We start from the raw sequence: 19,104 nt of genomic DNA on the forward strand, positions 1-19,104 counted from the left end.
GGCAGTAGGGCAGTAAGGGAATAGGGAAATAGCGTTGAAAGCCACCCTACTGCCCTACTGCCCTACTGCCCTACTGCCCTACTGCCCTACTGCCCTACTGCCCTACTGCCCTACTGCCTGAGGGGGGACTTCATGCATTCAATCGACCAAACTTCCATCGGCGGCATCGACGTCGCCCGCATCGCCGAATTGCGCGAGACAGAAGCGGCCGCCTTCCGTAAGGCACGGCCGAAATCCGAGGCGAAGCCGGGCAACGGCATCGCCGGATTTCTCGGCGGCGTGCCGATGCACTGGATGACCGACTGGCCGACGCCGTTCCCGATCCTGGTCGAGGGCGCGAAAGGCGCCACCATCACCGACATCGACGGCAACAAGCTCGACGATTTCTGCCTCGGCGACACCGGCTCGATGCTCGGCCATTCGCCGCCGGCGGTCGCCCGCGCGATCCGCCGGCAGGCCGCTCGGGGTCTGACCTATATGCTGCCCAGCGAGGATGCGCTGGCGATCGGCCCGCTCCTGCAGCAGCGCTTCGGCCTGCCCTACTGGCAGATCGCTACCACCGCAACCGATGCCAACCGCTTCGCGCTGCGCGTCGCCCGCGCCGTGACCGGGCGCGAGAAGATCCTGGTCTTCAACGGCTGCTACCACGGCTCGGTCGACGAGACGATGGTGCGGCTGATCGACGGCAAGCCGGTGAACCGGCCGGGCTTAGCCGGCGAATTCCGCGACCTGACACGGGCGGCCAAGGTCGTCGAGTTCAACGACATTGCCGCGCTCGAGGCAGCGCTTGCCGACCGCGACGTCGCCTGCGTCATCACCGAGCCGGTGCTCACCAATTCCTGCATGGTTTTGCCGGAACCCGGCTTCCACGACGCGCTGCGCCGCCTGACCCGCGCGGCCGGCACGCTGCTGCTGATCGACGAGACGCACACGATCTCGACCGGCCCGGGCGGCTATACGAGCAAATACGGGCTGGAGCCGGACCTGTTCGTGCTCGGCAAGCCGGTGGCCGGCGGCGTGCCGGCGAGCATCTGGGGCATGTGCGAGGAGGTCGCCACGCGCTATGGCGCCTACAACCAGACCAAGGAGCCCGGCTATTCCGGCATGGGCACGACGCTGTCGGCCAACCCGCTGCAATTCGCGGCGATGCGCGCCACGCTGGAAGAGGTGATGACCGAGGAGGCGTATGGGCATATGGACCGGCTGGCGCGCCGGCTCGATGCGGGGCTCGCCGCCGTCATCGAGCGCAACAGGCTGCCCTGGCATGTCGCGCGGGTCGGCGCCCGCGTCGAGTTCATCTGCGCGCCCGGGCCGCTGCAAAACGGCGGCGAGGCCGAGAAGGCGCATGCGCCTGAGTTGGAGGCCGCAATCCATGTGGCGCTGGTCAATCGCGGCGTGCTGATCGCGCCGTTCCACAACATGATGCTTATCTCGCCGGCAACGACCTCAGGGCAAGTGAGCCGGCTGATCGCCGCCTTCGCCGCGGTTGCGGCAAGGCTTACGGCGTGAGAAAAGCGGCGATGGACAATCCGAACGCCGTAACAACTTCGCCCTCCGGCTCGACGCCCGCCGAGGCGAAGGCCTTTCTCGACGCGCATCCCGGGATCGAGGCTTTCGACATCGTGCTTACCGACGCCAACGGCATCGGTCGCGGCAAGATCGTGCGCCGGCACGAGCTGATGGGCATTTTCGAGAGCGGCCGGCATCTTCCGATCTCGATCCTCGGCCTCGACATCACCGGCGAGGACGTGCACGAAACCGGGCTGGTCTGGGACACCGGCGACGGCGACCTGCGCGCATGGCCGATCCCAGGCACGTTGGCGCCGCTCTTCGGCACCAAACCGCCGCGCGGCCAGGTGCTGATGTCGATGCACCATCTCGACGGCGAGCCGATGACCTCAGACCCACGGCTGGTGCTGGCAAGGCAGGTGGAACTGCTGGCGGCACGCGGCCTGCATCCGGCCGGCGCCTTCGAACTCGAATTTTTTCTCCTTGCCAACGAACGCGACGCGGACGGCAAGGTGCAAGCCGCCCGCGCGGTGCTCGACGGTCGCCGTTCGGCCAAGACCGAGGTCTATTCGGTCGACCATCTGCATGGCATGGAGCCGCTGTTTTCCGACATCTACGCGGCCGCCAAGGCGCAAGGCATTCCGGCCGAGACGGTGATCTCCGAATACGCGCCCGGCCAGTACGAGCTGACGCTCAACTACCGCAAGGACGTGATGCGGGCGGCCGACGACCTCGTCATGCTGAAGCGGCTGGTAAGGGCACAGGCGCGCCGGCACGGCGTTACCGCGTGCTTCATGGCCAAGCCGATCGAGGCCTATGCCGGCTCGGGCATGCATTTCCATGTCTCGCTGCAGGACGATGCGGGCCGGAACGTCTTCACCGAGGCCGCCGGTGAAAAGTGGTCGCCAACACTGCTCAATGCGCTAGGCGGCCTCATCCACACCATGGCGGAATCGATGCTGGTGTTTGCGCCGCATGCCAATTCATGGCGGCGCTTCGTCGCTCAATCCTACGCGCCGGTGGCGCCGACATGGGGCGTCAACAACCGCTCGGTGGCGCTGCGCGTGCCGGCGGGCGACGCCAAGAACCGCCGCATCGAGCACCGGCCGTCGGGCGTCGACGCCAATCCCTACCTGATCGCCGCAACGGTGCTGGCCGGCATCGTCAAAGGCCTGGATGAGGGTCTGGACCCTGGCCCCGAGACGACCGGGAATGGCTACGAGCAGGCCCCGGAGAAGTCGATCATGCCGGCCGACTGGCGCGCCGCGATCGAGGCGGCCAGGGGCTCTGATTTCCTGAAATCAGCGCTCGGCGCCGACCTGCATCGCACCTTCGTGGCGATCAAGCAGGCGGAATATCTGCGTGTCGCCCGCACCGTCAGCGAGCTGGATTATCATCTCTATCTGCACGAGGTTTGAGCACAGGGCCTGACAGGCGCGGCGATCGCGCTTTGGCGACGGCAGGAGATGCCGAAGAAATATTGGCGGAACCTTCCCGTGGCCTCGCTCATTCCAGATTTGATAGCAGGAGCAGACAGAGCCGCGTCAGAGATGATCGCCCGGATGCCAACCACCCCAGCACCGCACCATGCCAAGGTGAAGGTCAAGCATTGGCCGACGCCCGAGCCGGCCGATGTGGTGGCGCCTGAAGCCGAAGACATTCCGGAGTTGCGCGAAGAGGCGAAAGGCTGCCGCCGCTGCCCGCTTTGGCATGACGCAACGCAGACCGTGTTCGGCGAAGGACCGGAAAGCGCGGACGTGGTCTTCGTCGGCGAACAGCCCGGCGATCAGGAGGATCTGGCCGGCAAGCCATTTGTCGGCCCGGCCGGCAGAATATTCAACAGCACCCTGGACGACGCCGAAATCGATCGCCGCAAGGTCTATGTGACCAATGCGGTGAAGCACTTCAAATTCGAACCGCGCGGCAAGAGGCGCATCCATTCGAAGCCCAATGCCGGCGAAATCCAGGCCTGCCGCTGGTGGCTGGACAAGGAGCTCGACCTCGTCAAGCCGAACCTCGTGGTGGCGCTCGGCGCGACGGCGGCGCAGTCGCTGCTCGGCAAGGCCGTGCCGATCACCAAGATGCGCGGCGATGTGATCGAGCGCGAGGATGGCTTGCGCGTGTTTGTGACCATCCACCCCTCCTTCATCCTGCGCATCCGCGATCAGGAGGACAAGGAGGCGGAGAGGGACCGGTTTTTGCAGGATATGCGGAAGGTAAAGCAGTTGATGGCTGCTTAGGCCTTCGCTATGTGACTGATCAGAATCGCCCTCAGATCATTCACGTTCGTTCCGGTCGGGCCCGGCACGAACAGATCCCCGACCGCATTGAAAGCCGTCCAGGCATTGTTGCCGGCGAGCATCGCCTTGGCGTCGGCGCCTGCCGCCCGCATGCGCGCCACGGTCGAGCCGTCGGCGAAGGCGCCGGCATTGTTCTCGGAGCCGTCGATGCCGTCGGTGTCGGCGGCCAACGCATGTATGCCGTTCACGCCGTCGATGCCGATGGCGAAGGCAAGCAGGAATTCCGAGTTGCGGCCGCCCTTGCCCTTGGCGCGCAAGGTCACAGTGGTCTCGCCGCCGGAGAGGATGAGCACGGGCTTGGCGAAGGGGCGGTTGCGGGTCGCCACCTCGCGCGCGATCGCGGCATGCACGCCGCCGACCTCACGCGCCTCGCCTTCGATCGAATCCGACAGGATGACGGCCTCGATGCCTTGCCGCTTCGCTTCGGCGGCAGCCGCTTCCAGCGACACGCCGGCCGAGGCGGTCAGGTGCACCTCGTTGCCGGCGAAGCGCGGATCGTCGGGACGCGGCGCGTCAGCGGCCGGCGACTGAATGTGCGCCATCACCGAAGCCGGCAGCTTCATGCCATAGGCGGCGATCGACGCCAGCGCATCCTCGCGGCTGCCTGTGTCGGGAATGGTCGGTCCCGAAGCAACCAGCGCCGGGTTGTCGCCCGGGATGTCGGAGACAACCAGCGACACCAGGCGTGCCGGATGAGCGGCCGCGGCCAGGCGTCCACCCTTGATGGTCGAGACATGCTTGCGGATGGTGTTCATCGCCGCGATCGGCGCGCCGGAGGCAAGCAGCGCCTCGTTGACGGCGATCTCGTCGGCGAGCGTCAATCCGGCAGCGGGCGACGGCAGCAGAGCCGAGCCGCCGCCGGAGATCAGCGCTACCACCAGATCGTCAGCGGTTAAGCCCTGTACCTTCTCAAGCAGCCGGCGCGAGGCTTCCAGGCCGGCGGCATCCGGCACCGGATGCGCCGCCTCGATGATTTCGATACGCTCGCATCTGGCACCGTAACCGTAGCGGGTGACGACAAGGCCGTCGACGGGACTGTCCCAGACCTTCTCGAAGGCTGCCGCCATCTGCGCCGAGCCTTTTCCCGCGCCGATGACGATGGTGCGGCCCTTCGGCTTCGCCGGCAAATGACTGCGGATCGTCCTTTCCGGGTCGGCGGCGGCGACGGCGGCGTTGAAGATCGACGTCAGGAAGCTTTTCGGGTCGGTCATTTTTCTTCCGGCGGCAGCGCGAGCCCGCTCGCATCGATGCCAAGATGAGCACAAAGCGCGTCGACGACGACGCCATGATCCTCGCGTTCCGGCAGGCCCGAGACCGCGATGACACCGATGACGCCGGCGCCTTTCACCGTGACCGGGAAGCCGCCGCCGGCCAGCACATAGTCGGCGATATCCAGGCCTTCACCGATTTTGAAGGTGCGGTCCGGTCGCTGCTGCTCCAGCACCAGGCGATAGGTGCTTCTCAAATAGCGCTTCACGACGTTGATCTTGCGCCGCGCCCAGTCGGGATTGGAAGCATTCGAGCCGGGCATCGCGGCGTAGAAGAGCGGCCGGTCGAAGGTCCTGATGTCGACGATAACAGGCAGGTTTTCCTTTAGCGCCCGATCCCTGATGGCAGAGCCGATCTTGAAAGCGACGGCCTCGTCGAAGGCCGGGAAGACCAGCGTGGCTTCCTGTTTCTTGATCAGAGCGATGTCGTCGGCGGTGGCCATGGCGTTCCCCTGTCAGCGTCGAGGCACGCTTTGGCCGATGACCGACGCCGGGTCAAGCCGAGAGCGCATCAAACCTCACGCCGCAATGGCGCTCTTCGCCGGCCGCCCCGCCACATAGACCTCGCGCACGGCGCGGTCGTCGCCCAGCGTCTGCAGCAGGAAGAGTTCTTCCGCCAGCGTTTCCACCGTCTCCATCCTGAGCCGCATGCCCGGCGTGGCGTGAGCGTCGAGCACGACGAGATCGGCATCGGTGCCTTCGTCCAGCGTGCCGACCTTGTCGGCCACCGACAGCGCCTCGGCATTGCCGCGCGTCAGCTGCCAGAAGGACTGGAAAGGGTTGAGCTTCTCACCGTTCAGCGCGATGACCTTGTAGCCTTCATCCATGGTGCGCAGCATCGAATAGTTGGTGCCGCCGCCGACATCGGTGGCGGCCGCGATCCTGAGCGGTGCCTCGCGCCGGCGATAACGCTGATAGTCGAACAGGCCGGAACCGAGGAAGAGATTGGAGGTCGGGCAGAACACCGCGACCGAGCCGGATCGCGACAGCGCATCGGCTTCGCGTTCCGACAGGTGGATGCAGTGGCCGAACAGGCTCTTCTTACCGAGCAGGCCATAATGTTCATAGACGTCGGTGTAGTCGCGCGACCAGGGATAGAGCTCCTGGGTGAAGGCGATCTCGGCGTGGTTTTCCGACAGATGCGTCTGCATGTGGAGATCGGGATATTCGCGGCACAGCGCGCCGGCCATCTCCATCTGCTCGGGCGAGGAGGTGATCGCAAAGCGGGGCGTGATGGCATAGAGCTGGCGGCCCTTGCCGTGCCATTCGGCGATCAGCGCCTTGGTATCGTCATAGCCGGTCTGAGGCGTGTCGAGCACGCCGTCCGGCGCGTTGCGGTCCATCATCACCTTGCCGGCGATGTTGAGCATGTTGCGTTCATGCGACTCGGCGAAGAAGGCTTCGGCGGAAGATTTGTGCACCGAGCAATAGGCAGCGACCGTCGTCGTGCCATGCCGCAACATCTCGTCGAGGAACAGCCTGGCGATGCGGCGCCCGTGCTGCGCGTTCTGGAATTTCGATTCTTCCGGAAACGTGTATTTGTTCAGCCAGTCGAGCAGCTCGGCGCCGTAAGAGGCGATGATCTGCATCTGCGGCACATGCACATGGGCGTCGAGGAAGCCCGGCAGGATGAGATGCGGACGATGGTCGATCGTCTCGACACCGGCGCCCGCCTTCTTCAAGACCTCCGCATAGGAGCCGGCGGCAACGATCTTGCCGTTGTCGATCAGCAACCCGCCGTCCTCCTCGTAGCGCCAGGCGGAATGGTCGTCTATCGCTTCGGGCCAGCGCAGGAAAGACAGCGTGCGGCCGCGCAGAAGTTTCGATGTCATGCTCACTTTCCGGCGCCTTCGAACCAGGCGACCAGAAGGGCCCGTTCCTGGTCGGTTATGTGGCTGACGTTGGCGGGCGGCATGGCATGCGCCCGGCCAGCCTGGATATAGATCTCGCGCGCATGCTCGGCGATGCGCTCGTCGGTGTCGAGCAGCACGCCCTTCGGCGCATGGTAGATGCCTTCATAGACCGGCTCTTCCGTATGGCACATGGAGCAGCGCCCGAGCACGGTGTCGCGCACGGCCGGGAAGTGGGCCGAAGCGATGTAGACCTGGGCGGCGGCCGACGCGGCGGAAGCCTTCGGCTCGCCGGTCAGCACTTTCGGCACGGTCGACAGCCAGATGATGATCATGAACAGCACGGCAGCGCCCAGCCAGGTCCAGGTTGGGTTGCCCTTTCGCGCATGAATCGTGTTGAAATAGTGCCGGATCAGAACGCCGATGATGAAGACCAGCGAAGCGATGACCCAGTTGAACTCAGTGCCGAAGGCCAGCGGGTAGTGGTTCGACAGCATCAGGAACAGGACCGGCAAGGTCAGGTAGTTGTTGTGCAGCGAGCGCTGCTTGGCGATCTTGCCGTATTTCGGGTCGGGCTTGCGGCCGGCGATCAGGTCGGCGACGACGATCTTCTGGTTGGGGATGATGACCATGAAGACATTGGCCGACATGATCGTGGCGGTGATGGCGCCGAGATGCAGGAAGGCGGCGCGGCCGGTGAAGAGGTGGGTAAGCCCCCAGGCGATGAACACCAGCACGCAATAGAGCACCAGCATCAGCCCGGTGTCGCTTTTGCCCAGCGGCGACCGGCAAAGCAGGTCGTAGACGATCCAGCCGACGCCGATGGTGGCCAGCGACAGAAGGATGCCGACCGGCACCGAGATGTTGAGCACGTTGGGATCGATCAGGAAGAGATCGGCGCCGGCATAATAGACCACGCAGAGCATGGCGAAGCCAGACAGCCAGGTGGCGTAGGATTCCCATTTGAACCAGGTGAGGTGCTCCGGCATCTCGGCCGGCGCCACCAGATATTTCTGGATGTGGTAGAAGCCGCCGCCATGCACCTGCCACTCCTCGCCGAAGGCGCCGGCGGGCAGGCCGGGCCGCTGGCGCAGGCCGAGATCGAGCGCGACGAAATAGAAGGACGAGCCGATCCAGGCGATGCCGGTGATGACATGCAGCCAGCGGACCGCGAAGCTCAGCCAGTCCCAGAAAATCGCGAAATCCATCATTGCATTCGTCCCTGCCGATGAGAGCGACTTTACGGTCTGGCGCGCAAACGAAAAGAGGCGAGGTGCGCGATGACTTTCAAAAAAAAATGGAAAATACTAGGGTTGCCTTTCGCAACCGCTTGAAACGACGAAACCCGCATGGCCTATCTCGACAACATTGCCGTCTTCGTCCGTGTCGTCGAGCTCGGCAATCTGTCGGCGGCGGGGCGCGACATGCGAATCTCGCCGGCGGTCGCCTCCAACCGCATCAAGGAACTGGAAAAACATCTGGGCGTCCGGCTGTTCAACCGCACGACAAGGCAGTTGATGCCGACCGAGCACGGCACGGTGTTCTACACCGGCGCCAAGCAGGTGCTGGATGCGATCACCGAGGCGGAAGCCGCGGTCGCAGCACTTTCCGGCCAGCCGCGCGGCACGATCAGGGTTACGGCACCGCTCGGCCTCGGCCGCCGGCTGATCGCTTCCGGCATTCCGGATTTTCACGACAAATATCCCGATATCGAGGTGCGGCTTCGGCTTTCCGACCATAATGTCGATATCATGAAGGAAGGCATCGACGTCGCCTTCCGGCTCGGCATCATCGAGGATTCGAGCCTCAGGATGCGCGGCATCATGGAATGCGAACGCGTGCTGGTGGCGGCGCCAAAATATCTGGAAGCGCGCGGCGAACCTGCCGAGGCGCAGGAACTGATCGGCAAGAAGCACGACTGCCTGATGCTGCGCTATGCCGGCGCGCGCGAATATGTCTGGACGCTGCAGACGCCGAACGGTCCGCAGAAGTTCGAGGTGCATGGTCCCTACGACACGGACGACGGCGACGTGCTGACCGGCTGGGCGCTGTCGGGGCGCGGCATCATCAACAAGCCGCGTTTCGAGGTCGAGCCGTTCATCCGCGACCGGCGCTTGAAGGTGATCCTTCCCCAGGCGCCGCCGACGCCGGTGCAGTTCGCCGCCGTCTATCCGCACAAGAAGCTGCAGGATCCGAAGGTGCGGCTGTTGCTCGACTTCATGGCCGAGCGCTGCCAGCGGCTGATCAAGGACCTCCTGGCCGGAAAGTAAGGGCCGGTAGCGTTGCGTCGCGATTCCGGACGGAAGGCTGCTGCGAAGGCACCCGAGCCTAACCGCGGCACATCTTTTCTGGAATTGCTTCAGCTCAGTCCATCAGCCTGGCCGTTCCAGACACCCTGACCGAGCTGCCCGGCGCGGGCGGAATATCGGCATGAAGGCGCGAGCGCATGCCCATGTCCTCGCCTTGGACGATGTCGATAGCGCCGCCATGCGGCCAGCCGAGATCGCGCAGATAGCCGGCAAAGGCAGCGGTCGCGGCACCCGTCGCCGGGTCCTCGTAGACGCCGCCGGACGCGAAGGGGTTGCGCGTGTGAAAGAGGCGCGGCGTCTCGGCATAGGCAAGCAGGATGGTGACTAGGTCCTCGCGCCGCATGAAGGACTGGCCTTGCTTCAAGTCATAGGCCATGGCGGCCAACGCCTCGCGCGACTTCAGCGCCAGCACGAGATGATCGGCGCCGCCATGGATGAGCGCCGGCGGAATGGCAGGGTCGAGATCGCCCGGCTGATAGCCAAACAAGGCGAGCGCTTCGCCGACCAGTTCCGACGATGCGGCCTTGCTGCGCGTCGGTGGCGATTGCAGGGCGGCGGCAAAGTTTGCGCCATCGCGAAAGCCTTCGACGGTGATGTCGGCCTGATTGAGGATCAGCTTGAAGACGCCGTCGCCGAATTTCCTGACCAGCGCCGCGCCCAGCGCGATCGTTGCGTGGCCGCAGAACGGCACTTCCGATTCCGGCGAAAAGTAGCGCACGCGCCATTGATCGCCTTCGGGCGCGGCAAAGGCGGTTTCCGAAAAGCCGACTTCGGCCGCGACGCGCTGCATGTCGGCCGCATCGGGCAAGGCTTCGCCAATCACCACGCCGGCCGGATTACCGCCGGTGTTGCCGTCTGAAAATGCTGCGATCTTCAATACATCCATGGTCCTGACCCCGTTTTCGCAAGGGGCAACAAACACGCTTGGGAGCGTTTTGGGAAATGAAGAAAGCGGCGAGCAGCGGTGAGCGCCAGTCACAGCTGCAATCAGGCTCCTCAATCCAATGCGGAACGAATTTCTGGTCATCGTCGTTCTGACGATTGGCGGTCGCTCGGGCCGCCTTCAGCTTTCATCAACCGACGCAGCCGCGACAGGGAGCCGACCATGGACGCCATCGTCACCAAGAACGACCTCAAATCCGATGCCAAGAAGGAATCGATCGACCTGCTCAACGCCAGGCTTGCCGACGCCATCGACCTGGCCCTGATCACCAAGCAAGCGCACTGGAACGTCAAAGGCCCGCAATTCATCGCCATCCATGAGATGCTCGATGAATTCCGCGAGGAGATCGACGGCCATGTCGACATCGTCGCCGAGCGCGCCGTCCAGCTCGGCGGCACCGCGCATGGCACCTCGCAGGACGTGTCGAAGACGACCAGGCTAAAACCCTATCCGACCGACATCCACAAGACCAAGGATCATCTGGCGGCGCTGATCGACCGCTATGCGGCGGCGGCCAAGCTGACCCGCGAAGCGATCGACGAGGCGGACGACGCCGGCGATGCCGACACCGCCGATATCTTTACCGCCTATTCTCGCTCGCTCGATAAATTGCTGTGGTTCCTCGAGGCGCACACGCAGGAAAAGGAATAACCGGGAACTGTTCTTGCTTGGCCGGCCGGATCAGCCGGCCATCGCCTTTTCAGCACTGGCTGCGCTTGGCGTATCCGAGGCACGCGACACCAGCGCGGTCATGATCTCGGCGGCGGCAAGCGCGGCGATCACCGGCGGCCGCTTGTCCCTCATCGCATTGCCGCCGATCGGCGAGATGAGGCGATTGAATTCGGCCTCGCTGCCCTCGGCCGACTTCAGGAACCAGTTCCGGAAGGTGGCTTTCTTGGTTTTCGAACCGATCATGCCGACATAGGCGGTGTCGTCGCGTTTCAGCGCCTCGGCAACGATCAGGAAATCCAAGGCATGGTCATGCGTTAGGATGGCGAAGGCCGACCCAGCCGGCGCCTCGCGCACTACTGCTTCGGGCATCGGCGTCAGCCGGGTCTCCACCGTTTCCGGCATGCCTTCCAGCGCCTCGGCGCGGGTCTCGACGACGACGACATGGATCGGCAGCAATGCCAGCGACGCGGCCAGCGCCTGGCCGACATGGCCGCCGCCGAAGATATAGACATGCGGAAGATGCGCCTCTTCCGATTCAGCGTTGGCGATCAGCCTTTCTTCGATTGTCCTATCGACCAATCTGATCAGTACCTCGACACGTCCGCCGCAGCATTGGCCGATTTCCGGCCCGAGCGGCACGTCGAGCGTGGCGCAGACCTCATCGACCTCTATGCGGGCCTGTTCACCCTCCCCATTGTCGCGAGGCGAGGAGCGCAGCATCTGCCGCGCCTTGTCGATCGCCATATATTCGAGCTGACCGCCCCCGATCGTACCGAAGATCGATGACGAAGAGACAAGCATAAAGGCGCCGGCCTCGCGCGGTGTCGAGCCTTTGGTGGCCGCCACCTCGACGAGAGCGACCCGGCCAGCTTGGCCGAAAAACGTCTTCAGGCTTTGCACTTTCGAGTTCATCGTCTGCATTCCTAGATCGTGATGGCGTTTCGTTGAACCGCCCTCACGATCTAACGCTTCGTTGGAGCATGATCTTTCTCCGAAAACCGGTTCCCACTTTTCGGGATCATGCCCTAGCGCCAAAATATAGTGTTTTTCGGCCGAATTGCACGTTTTAGGCCGGCTTTTCGGCTTCCCGCTTCAACCGCTCGATCGCCGTCAGCACCCGCTCCGGCGTCGCCGGCGCGTCGAGGCGCGGACAGATCTTATGGTCGGCCACGCTCGCGACCGCGTCCGACAGCGCATGCAGCACCGACATGCCGTGCGGCAGCGGCGGCTCGCCCACGGCCTTTGAGCGATGGATGGTCGGCTCATAGGCCGACGACCAGTCGGTCAGCTTGACGTTGAAGATCTTTGGACGGTCGGAAGCGAGCGGGATCTTGTAGGTCGACGGCGCATGCGTCCGCAGCCGGCCGCTATCGTCCCACCACAATTCCTCCGTCGTCAGCCAGCCCATGCCCTGGATGAACCCGCCCTCGATCTGGCCGAGGTCGATCGCCCGGTTCAGCGAGCGGCCGGCGTCGTGCAGGATGTCGGTGCGCTCGACGACATACTCGCCGGTGAGCGTGTCGACCGAGACCTCCGAGCAGGCCGCGCCATAGGCGTAATAGTAGAAGGCATGGCCGCGGCCCTTGCTACGGTCCCAATGGATCTTCGGCGTCTTGTAGAAACCGGCCGCCGAGAGCTGGATGCGGTTGATATAGGCCTGCTTGACCAGATCGTTGAAGGCCACTTCCTGATTGCCGATGCGCACCCGGTTGGGCAGGAACACGACCTGGTCGTGCGGCACCTGGTATTTGTCCGCGGCGAAGTCGGTCAGCCGCTTGCGGATCTGGCGGGCGGCGTCCTGCGCCGCCATGCCGTTGAGGTCGGCGCCGGAAGACGCGGCCGTCGGCGAGGTGTTCGGCACCTTGGCGGTGGTGGTCGCGGTGATCTTGACCCGGTCGAGATCGATCTGGAATTCTTCCGCCACGACCTGCGCCACCTTGAGATGCAGGCCCTGGCCCATCTCGGTGCCGCCATGGTTCAGGTGGACCGAACCGTCAGCATAGACATGCACCAGCGCGCCGGCCTGGTTGGCCTCTGTCTTGGTGAATGAGATGCCGAACTTCACCGGCGTCATCGCCAGCCCGCGTTTGACGAACCGGCTGTTGTTGTTGAAGGCGCTGATCTCGCGGCGGCGCCGCGCATAGTTCGCGCTTTCCTCCAGTTCGGCGACGATGCGCTGGATGATGCAATCCTCGACCTTCTGGTGGTAGGGCGTGATGCTGCGCTCGCCGATCGCCTCCATGGGATCGTAAAAGTTCAGCTTGCGGATTTCGAGCGAGTCCTTGCCGACGGCGAAGGCCACCTCGTCGATGACGCGCTCGGCGCCGACCATGCCTTGCGGGCCGCCAAAGCCGCGGAAGGCGGTGTTGGAGACGGTGTTGGTGTAGAGCGGCGCCGACTTGGCGTGCACCGCCGGATAGAAATAGGCGTTGTCGCAGTGGAACAGCGCGCGGTCGCCGACCGGACCGGACAGATCGGCGGAAAAGCCGCAACGCAGCGCATAGGTGAAGTCGACGCCGAGGATGTTGCCCTCATCGTCGAAGCCGACTTCATAATCGATGGCGAAATCATGCCGCTTGCCGGTGGCGGTCATGTCCTCGTCGCGGTCGAGCCTGATCTTGACCGCGCGCTTCAATTTCTTGGCGGCAATGGCGGCGATCGCCGCGCATTGGTTGGCCTGGGTTTCCTTGCCGCCGAAGCCGCCGCCCATGCGGCGCACTTCGACCGTGACAGCATGGCTCGGCACGCCGAGCGCATGCGCGACCAGATGCTGCGTCTCGCTCGGGCCCTGCGTCGAGCAATAGACGATCACCTCGTCGTCCTCGCCAGGGATTGCCAGCGAAACCTGGCCCTCGAGATAGAAGTGGTCCTGGCCGCCGAGCCACATGCGGTTCTTGATGCGGCGGGGAGCCGCCGCGATCGCCGCGGCGGCATCGCCGCGCTTCAGGGTCAGCGGCGTGGTGACCTGCCTGTCCTTGACCGGATCGAGGTTCCAGATGTCGATGACGGCCGGAAGCTCGTCATACTCGATTTTTGCGAGACGCGCGGCGCGGCGCGCTTCCTCGCGCGTCTCGGCAACCACTGCGAAGATCGGCTGCCCGTAAAACTGCACGTTGGCTTCGGCGAGCACCGGATCGTCATGCATGTTGCTCGGCGAGACATCGTTCTCGCCGGGGACATCGGCATAGGTCAGCACATCGATCACGCCGGGCGCCGAGCGCACCGCCGTCAGGTCGACGCTTTTTAGCGTGCCGTGCGCGATCTTGGAGAGGCCGAGGCCAACATGCAGCGTGCCGGCAGGCTCCGGCATGTCGTCGATATAGACGGCGGCGCCGCTGACATGCTTGTGCGCGGAATCGTGCCGCTGGTCGGTGGCGACCCCGCCGGCGATTTTTTCCGCCTTGAGATTGGGAGTTGCGTGCTTGTTCATCAGGCCGCCTCGTTGCGCGAGATCTGGAACGGCGCCTTCGTTCCGGTCGTCTCGATATAAAAGCGCAGCAAGAGGTTCTTTGCCGCGAGCGCCCGGTATTCGGCGGTCGCGCGCATGTCGGTCAGCGGCGTAAAGTCCTTGGCATATTCGGCCATAGCGGCCTCCACGGTCTCTTCGTTCCAGACCTTGCCGATCAGCGCCTTCTCGACCGCCGCGGCGCGCTTCGGCGTCGCCGCCATGCCGCCATAGGCGATGCGGATGTCGACCACCGTGCTATCCTTGGCCAAAGTCAGGTAGAATGCGCCGAGCGTCGCCGTGATGTCCTCGTCCCGGCGCTTGGTGACCTTGTAGACGGCAAACTTCGTTCCTTTTGCCGGCACGGGCACATGCACGGATTCGACGAATTCGCCGGGTTGACGGTCCTGCTTGCCATAGGCGATGAAGAAGGTTTCGAGCGGTATCGTGCGACGCGCCTTGCCCTTGCGGAGCGTCAGCTGCGCGCCGAGAGCGATCAAGGGCGGCGGCGTGTCGCCGATCGGCGAGCCGTTGGCGATGTTGCCGCCGATCGTGCCCATGTTGCGCACCTGCGCGCCGCCGATGCGGTCGACGAGCGGTCCCAATGCCGGGATACGCTTCGACAGCGTCTCGAAGGCTTCGGTGTAGGTGACGCCTGCGCCGATGGTGATGACGCCATCCTTCTCCGACGTCGTACGCAAGCCGTCGAGGCCACCGATGAAGATCGCCGGCGAGATGTCGCGCATGAGCTTGGTGACCCACAGGCCGACATCGGTCGAACCGGCGACGATGGTGGCGCCCGGTTCCTTTTCGAGCAAAGCGGCGAAATCGTCGACGCTGACCGGCACGATCAATCGCGCCTTGCCCGACCCGATCTCGACCCTGGCGCCATCACGCAACACGCTCAGACGCGCGGTGATGTCCTTGCGCTCCACCGCCAGCGGGTCCTTCGACGCCTTGCCGTAGCTCGAAATGGCGTGCGCGGCGCGCATGATGGCCTCGTAGCCGGTGCAGCGGCAGAGATTGCCCTGCAGCGCCTTTTCGATCGCGGCGTTGGACGGATCGGGGGTCTTCATCCAGAGCCCATAGAGCGACATGATGAAGCCCGGCGTGCAGAAGCCGCATTGCGAGCCGTGGAAATCGACCATCGCCTGCTGCACCGGATGCAGTTTCTCACCGTCGCCGCGCAGGTGTTCCACAGTCACGACATGCGTGCCGTCGAGCGAGCCCATGAAGCGGATGCAGGCATTCACGCTTTCGTAGACGAGACCTTCGGCGGAGAGCTTGCCGACTAACACCGTGCAGGCGCCGCAGTCGCCCTCGGCGCAACCTTCCTTGGTGCCGCGCAGCGAGCGGTTGAGCCGCAGCCAGTCGAGCAGCGTCGCATCGGGCGCGACGTCCTTCAGAGCCACGTCGTTGCCGTTCAGGATAAAGCGTATTTGATTGCGGGTCTCAGCCATGTCTCAGCTCCCCCGATAGGTCGAGTAGCCATAGGGCGAAATCAAGAGCGGGACGTGATAATGCCGCTGCTCCGCCATGCCGAAGCGGATCGGCACGATATCGAGAAAGGCGGGTTGGGGCAGGTCGATACCCTGGCCGCGCAGATAGTCGCCAGCGGCGAAGACCAGCTCATATTCGCCGGTAAGGAAATCGGCGTCGGCCAGCAGCGGCGCGTCGCAGCGGCCGTCGTCATTGGTGGTCACGGTCTTGAGACGCGTGCGGCTCTGGCCTTCGATGCGAAAAAGCTCGATCGATAGTCCTTTTGCCGGCCGGCCGGTCGCGGTGTCAAGCACGTGGGTCGTCAGACGCCCGCCATCGGCTTTCGACGTTTCTGCCACTGGCCGCCTCCCATCCCGATACGTTTCAGGTCGATTGTGCGCCAATTAAAGGCGATGCATAAGCCCCGGTCGAGCGGAGTGCGGCAAAAAGCACTTTCAAAAATTTTCGGGGGAATGCGTGCGCACTCCTTTCGATATCTTCATCTCAACCATCGGGCAGGAGTGGCAATGCGTTACGATCGGGACATGCGCGGTTATGGGGCCAATCCGCCGGACCCGAAATGGCCCGCCGGCGCGCATGTCGCGGTGCAGTTCGTCGTCAACTATGAAGAAGGCGGCGAGAACTGCGTGCTGCACGGCGACAAGGCTTCGGAGGCCTTCCTTTCGGAGATCGTTGGGGCGGCTCCCTGGCTCGGCCAGCGCCACTGGAACATGGAATCGATCTACGAGTATGGCGCGCGGGCCGGCTTCTGGCGGCTCTATCGGCTGTTCACCGAAGCGCAGGTGCCGGTGACCTGCTACGGCGTCGCCACGGCGTTGGCGCGCTCGCCCGACCAAGTGGCCGCCATGCAGGAGGCTGGTTGGGAGATCGCTTCGCACGGGCTGAAATGGATCGACTATCGCGACCATGCGGCCGAGGACGAGCGGCGCGATCTCGAAGAGGCGATCAAGCTGCATTACGAGGTCACCGGCGCACGCCCGACCGGCTGGTACACCGGCCGGACCTCGGTCAACACGGTGCGGCTCGTCGCCGAGGAAGGCGGCTTCGATTATGTCTCCGACACCTATGACGACGAACTGCCCTATTGGTTCGACCGCGACGGGCTGGAGAAACCGCAACTCATCATCCCCTACACGCTCGACGCCAACGACATGCGTTTTGCGACGCCGCAGGGCTTCAACTCGGGCGACCAGTTCTTCGCCTATCTGAAGGACAGTTTCGACACGCTCTATGCCGAGGGCAAGGCAGGCCGGCCGCGCATGATGAATATCGGCCTGCACTGCCGGCTGGTCGGCCGTCCCGGGCGGCTGGCGGCATTGAAGCGCTTCGTCGACTATGTGAAGTCGCACGACAAGGTATGGCTGACGCGGCGCGTCGACATCGCCAAACACTGGCGCGAAACGCACCCCTACGAGGCGCCGGCGCTGCGTCCGTCGCGGATGGAATTCGAGGAATTCGTGCATGCCTTCGGCGGCGTGTTCGAGCATTCGCCCTGGATCGCCGAGCGCGCCTACGAATTGGAGCTCGGCCCTGCGCATGACAGCGCCGGCGGCCTGCACAACGCGCTCTGCCGCGTCTTCCGCGCGGCGAGCGAAGCCGAACGGCTTTCCGTGCTGAACGCCCACCCGGACCTCGCCGGCAAGCTGGCCAAGGCCAGGCGCCTGACAGTGGAATCAGCCAAGGAACAGGCCTCCGCCGGGCTCGACGCGCTGACCGACAAGGAGCGCGAGCTGTTCTCGAAACTCAACGCCGCCTACGTCACCACCTTCGGCTTCCCCTTCATCATCGCGGTCAAGGGCAAGAGCAAGGACGAAATCCTGACGGAGTTCGAGGCGCGGATCGGCAACAGCCGCGGCACCGAGTTCGAAACCGCCTGCAGACAGGTCGAACGCATCGCCCTGCTTCGGCTGAAAGACATGCTTCCATTGTAATGTTTTGAGGGCCAGGACCCATGGATATGATCAAGACTGCCGAGCGAACCTATTACGCCCCGCATGGCGGCCATCCCGGCCAGAACGAGCTTCTAACCGGCCGCGCCGTCTTCACCGAGGCCTATGCGGTCATCCCCAGGGGCGTGATGCAGGACATCGTCACCAGTCCGCTGCCGTTCTGGGACAAGACGAGGGCCTGGATCATCGCAAGGCCACTGTCGGGCTTCGCCGAGACCTTTTCGCAATACATCGTCGAGGTTCTGCCCGGCGGCGGCAGCGAGCGGCCGGAACTCGATGCCGCCGCCGAGGGCGTGCTGTTCGTCGTCGAGGGCGAACTCACCGTATCGCTTGCCGGCAAAGGACACGTGCTTGCTCCCGGCGGCTTCGCCTTCCTGCCGCCATCCAGTGGCTGGACGGTGCGCAACAAAAGCGGCGCTGTTGCCCGCTTCCACTGGATCCGCAAGGCCTATGAGGCTGTCGACGGCCTCGACGCGCCGGAAGCCTTCTTCTCGAGTGACCAGGATGTGGCGCCGAGCCCGATGCCGGGCACGGAGGGGCGCTGGGCAACGACCCGCTTCGTCGACCCAGCCGACATGCGCCACGACATGCACGTCACCATTGTGACGCTGAAGCCGGGCGCGGTCATCCCCTTCGCCGAGACGCATGTCATGGAGCACGGGCTCTATGTGCTCGAAGGCAAGGCGGTCTACCGCCTCAACCGGGACTGGGTCGAGGTCGAAGCCGGCGACTTCATGTGGCTGCGCGCCTTTTGTCCGCAGGCCTGCTATGCCGGCGGCCCCGGTAATTTCCGTTATCTGCTGTACAAGGACGTCAACCGTCATGCCAGGCTTGGCGGCTATCTTGGGGGCAAGGCGCGGTGAGCCGCATCGTCGCCCGACCGCTGACCCGCGAGAACTTCGCGCCCTTCGGCGACGTCATCGACATGGGTGGCGACAACAGCTACCCGATCAATGGCGGCCGGGCGATGCGCTATCACGACCTCGCCACTGCGGAGGCCGCCGGACCGAATGCGCGCGTGCTGATTTCGATGGTGCGCGGTACGCCTTACGAAATGCCGCTGAAGCTCACCATGGTCGAGCGCCATCCGTTCGGCAGCCAAGCCTTCATCCCGCTGTCGCCACGCCCGTTCCTGGTCGTCGTCTGCCACGACACCAAGGATGGGCCGGGTGAGCCGCATGCCTTTCTCGCCGGCCCCGGACAGGGCATCAATTACCGCCGCAACCTGTGGCACGGCGTGCTCACCCCGATCGGCGAGGAACAGGATTTCCTCATCGTCGACCGCGGCGGCGAGGGTTCCAATCTCGAAGAATTCCATTTCTCGCACCCTTACGAGATCCACCTCCCCTGAAAGCTTTC

Annotated in this window: 17 protein-coding genes; 8 read left to right on the plus strand and 9 right to left on the minus strand. The window is 64.4% G+C overall.

Going from position 1 to position 19,104, the window contains the following annotated elements; genetic code table 11:
• Positions 1-132 precede the first annotated feature (132 nt).
• The 3 genes from FJ424_RS01410 to FJ424_RS01420 are packed head-to-tail and all read left to right on the plus strand — an operon-like array spanning position 133 to position 3,749.
• A complete protein-coding gene (locus FJ424_RS01410) occupies positions 133-1,509 on the plus strand; it encodes an aspartate aminotransferase family protein (protein ID WP_140650671.1) in 1,377 nt (458 codons plus the stop codon).
• An 11-nt stretch (positions 1,510-1,520) separates the two neighbouring features.
• Complete coding sequence (locus tag FJ424_RS01415) at positions 1,521-2,927, plus strand: glutamine synthetase family protein (RefSeq protein WP_140650673.1); 1,407 nt, start codon at positions 1,521-1,523, stop codon at positions 2,925-2,927.
• Between the two features lie 48 nt (positions 2,928-2,975).
• Positions 2,976-3,749, plus strand: coding sequence for a UdgX family uracil-DNA binding protein (locus tag FJ424_RS01420; protein ID WP_181181944.1), 774 nt, complete (start codon positions 2,976-2,978; stop codon positions 3,747-3,749).
• Here the strand turns inward: FJ424_RS01420 and FJ424_RS01425 are convergent.
• The 4 genes from FJ424_RS01425 to FJ424_RS01440 form a co-directional block, all read right to left on the minus strand.
• Entirely contained in the window at positions 3,746-5,020 is a 1,275-nt protein-coding gene (locus FJ424_RS01425) for a glycerate kinase (protein ID WP_140650679.1), read from the minus strand. The genes FJ424_RS01420 and FJ424_RS01425 overlap by 4 nt on opposite strands.
• Positions 5,017-5,520: a heme-degrading domain-containing protein gene (locus tag FJ424_RS01430; protein ID WP_140650681.1), complete on the minus strand. Its 504-nt coding sequence runs from the start codon at positions 5,518-5,520 to the stop codon at positions 5,017-5,019. The genes FJ424_RS01425 and FJ424_RS01430 overlap by 4 nt, the downstream gene beginning before the upstream one ends.
• A 75-nt stretch (positions 5,521-5,595) precedes the next feature.
• On the minus strand, positions 5,596-6,909 hold the full coding sequence (guaD, locus tag FJ424_RS01435; RefSeq protein ID WP_140650684.1) for a guanine deaminase: 1,314 nt from the start codon (positions 6,907-6,909) through the stop codon (positions 5,596-5,598).
• Between the two features lie 2 nt (positions 6,910-6,911).
• Complete coding sequence (locus FJ424_RS01440; protein ID WP_140650687.1) at positions 6,912-8,138, minus strand: urate hydroxylase PuuD; 1,227 nt, start codon at positions 8,136-8,138, stop codon at positions 6,912-6,914.
• Positions 8,139-8,276: 138 nt separating this feature from the next.
• Here FJ424_RS01440 and FJ424_RS01445 point away from each other — a divergent pair, with 138 nt between their 5' ends.
• Positions 8,277-9,197 (plus strand): LysR family transcriptional regulator, encoded by a 921-nt coding sequence (locus FJ424_RS01445; protein WP_140545059.1) that lies wholly within the window; start codon positions 8,277-8,279, stop codon positions 9,195-9,197.
• 94 nt (positions 9,198-9,291) lie between these two features.
• On the opposite strand, the gene FJ424_RS01450 is transcribed toward FJ424_RS01445, so the two are convergent.
• A complete protein-coding gene (locus tag FJ424_RS01450) occupies positions 9,292-10,122 on the minus strand; it encodes a PhzF family phenazine biosynthesis protein (RefSeq protein WP_140650690.1) in 831 nt (276 codons plus the stop codon).
• A gap of 219 nt (positions 10,123-10,341) precedes the next feature.
• Here FJ424_RS01450 and dps point away from each other — a divergent pair, with 219 nt between their 5' ends.
• The gene (gene dps, locus FJ424_RS01455) at positions 10,342-10,830 is read left to right on the plus strand and encodes a DNA starvation/stationary phase protection protein Dps (RefSeq protein WP_140650693.1); all 489 of its coding nucleotides are present in this window, start codon (positions 10,342-10,344) and stop codon (positions 10,828-10,830) included.
• A 30-nt stretch (positions 10,831-10,860) separates the two neighbouring features.
• On the opposite strand, the gene xdhC is transcribed toward dps, so the two are convergent.
• The 4 genes from xdhC to uraH all read right to left on the minus strand — a co-directional run bounded on the left by xdhC (position 10,861) and on the right by uraH (position 16,134).
• Positions 10,861-11,763 carry a xanthine dehydrogenase accessory protein XdhC gene (gene xdhC, locus FJ424_RS01460; protein WP_140650695.1) on the minus strand — a complete coding sequence of 301 codons (903 nt, stop codon included), beginning with the start codon at positions 11,761-11,763 and terminating at the stop codon, positions 10,861-10,863.
• A 154-nt stretch (positions 11,764-11,917) separates the two neighbouring features.
• Complete coding sequence (gene xdhB, locus FJ424_RS01465; protein WP_140650698.1) at positions 11,918-14,281, minus strand: xanthine dehydrogenase molybdopterin binding subunit; 2,364 nt, start codon at positions 14,279-14,281, stop codon at positions 11,918-11,920.
• Positions 14,281-15,756: a xanthine dehydrogenase small subunit gene (xdhA, locus tag FJ424_RS01470; protein WP_140650701.1), complete on the minus strand. Its 1,476-nt coding sequence runs from the start codon at positions 15,754-15,756 to the stop codon at positions 14,281-14,283. Before xdhA ends, xdhB begins: the two co-directional genes overlap by 1 nt.
• Before the next feature lie 3 nt (positions 15,757-15,759).
• Positions 15,760-16,134: a hydroxyisourate hydrolase gene (gene uraH, locus FJ424_RS01475; RefSeq protein ID WP_140647132.1), complete on the minus strand. Its 375-nt coding sequence runs from the start codon at positions 16,132-16,134 to the stop codon at positions 15,760-15,762.
• A 168-nt stretch (positions 16,135-16,302) separates the two neighbouring features.
• Here uraH and puuE point away from each other — a divergent pair, with 168 nt between their 5' ends.
• The 3 genes from puuE to FJ424_RS01490 are packed head-to-tail and all read left to right on the plus strand — an operon-like array spanning position 16,303 to position 19,096.
• Complete coding sequence (gene puuE / locus FJ424_RS01480; protein ID WP_140650704.1) at positions 16,303-17,727, plus strand: allantoinase PuuE; 1,425 nt, start codon at positions 16,303-16,305, stop codon at positions 17,725-17,727.
• A 20-nt stretch (positions 17,728-17,747) separates the two neighbouring features.
• Positions 17,748-18,608, plus strand: coding sequence for a bifunctional allantoicase/(S)-ureidoglycine aminohydrolase (locus tag FJ424_RS01485; RefSeq protein ID WP_140650707.1), 861 nt, complete (start codon positions 17,748-17,750; stop codon positions 18,606-18,608).
• Positions 18,605-19,096 (plus strand): ureidoglycolate lyase, encoded by a 492-nt coding sequence (locus tag FJ424_RS01490; protein ID WP_140650709.1) that lies wholly within the window; start codon positions 18,605-18,607, stop codon positions 19,094-19,096. Before FJ424_RS01485 ends, FJ424_RS01490 begins: the two co-directional genes overlap by 4 nt.
• Positions 19,097-19,104: the final 8 nt, after the last annotated feature.

Source organism: Mesorhizobium sp. B3-1-8, assembly GCF_006439495.1.
Lineage (GTDB): Bacteria > Pseudomonadota > Alphaproteobacteria > Rhizobiales > Rhizobiaceae > Mesorhizobium.

Bases quoted from the DNA above. Each gene is read 5' to 3' on its own strand.
- FJ424_RS01410 (WP_140650671.1), top strand. From the start codon at position 133: ATGCATTCAATCGACCAAACTTCCATCGGCGGCATCGACGTCGCCCGC.
- FJ424_RS01415 (WP_140650673.1), top strand. From the start codon at position 1,521: ATGGACAATCCGAACGCCGTAACAACTTCGCCCTCCGGCTCGACGCCC.
- FJ424_RS01420 (WP_181181944.1), top strand. From the start codon at position 2,976: ATGCCGAAGAAATATTGGCGGAACCTTCCCGTGGCCTCGCTCATTCCA.
- FJ424_RS01425 (WP_140650679.1), bottom strand. From the start codon at position 5,020: ATGACCGACCCGAAAAGCTTCCTGACGTCGATCTTCAACGCCGCCGTC.
- FJ424_RS01430 (WP_140650681.1), bottom strand. From the start codon at position 5,520: ATGGCCACCGCCGACGACATCGCTCTGATCAAGAAACAGGAAGCCACG.
- guaD (WP_140650684.1), bottom strand. From the start codon at position 6,909: ATGACATCGAAACTTCTGCGCGGCCGCACGCTGTCTTTCCTGCGCTGG.
- FJ424_RS01440 (WP_140650687.1), bottom strand. From the start codon at position 8,138: ATGATGGATTTCGCGATTTTCTGGGACTGGCTGAGCTTCGCGGTCCGC.
- FJ424_RS01445 (WP_140545059.1), top strand. From the start codon at position 8,277: ATGGCCTATCTCGACAACATTGCCGTCTTCGTCCGTGTCGTCGAGCTC.
- FJ424_RS01450 (WP_140650690.1), bottom strand. From the start codon at position 10,122: ATGGATGTATTGAAGATCGCAGCATTTTCAGACGGCAACACCGGCGGT.
- dps (WP_140650693.1), top strand. From the start codon at position 10,342: ATGGACGCCATCGTCACCAAGAACGACCTCAAATCCGATGCCAAGAAG.
- xdhC (WP_140650695.1), bottom strand. From the start codon at position 11,763: ATGAACTCGAAAGTGCAAAGCCTGAAGACGTTTTTCGGCCAAGCTGGC.
- xdhB (WP_140650698.1), bottom strand. From the start codon at position 14,281: ATGAACAAGCACGCAACTCCCAATCTCAAGGCGGAAAAAATCGCCGGC.
- xdhA (WP_140650701.1), bottom strand. From the start codon at position 15,756: ATGGCTGAGACCCGCAATCAAATACGCTTTATCCTGAACGGCAACGAC.
- puuE (WP_140650704.1), top strand. From the start codon at position 16,303: ATGCGTTACGATCGGGACATGCGCGGTTATGGGGCCAATCCGCCGGAC.
- FJ424_RS01485 (WP_140650707.1), top strand. From the start codon at position 17,748: ATGGATATGATCAAGACTGCCGAGCGAACCTATTACGCCCCGCATGGC.